General features: G+C 42.6%; 1 protein-coding gene. It reads left to right on the top strand.

The genetic code is table 11. The features are described 5' to 3' along the window. Positions 1-235, top strand: a 235-nt coding sequence (locus A3763_RS05885) for a hypothetical protein (protein ID WP_197482798.1), incomplete at both ends; no start/stop codon positions are given.

Here is a 235-nt window from a genome sequence, read left to right as displayed (position 1 = left end):
AAATACAGACATGAGTAAAGCTGAAGCTTTATCCAAGAAAGAAATTCGACACGCTCTTGCGGTCGCAAATCTGATGACTCACAAAGAGGGTAAGCGCTGCGCTCTGGTTCTCTCTCATGCTGCTATGCGAGTCAGTGAAATCGCATTAATCGAAACTGGATCTCTTTTAAACTCTACAGGTGAATTAAGAAAAGAAATTCATCTTCCTGCCAAGATCTGTAAGCGCCTTAAGCCA

This window comes from Oleiphilus sp. HI0128 (assembly GCF_001635365.1).
This window is presented reverse-complemented; position numbering and strand designations above follow the sequence as displayed.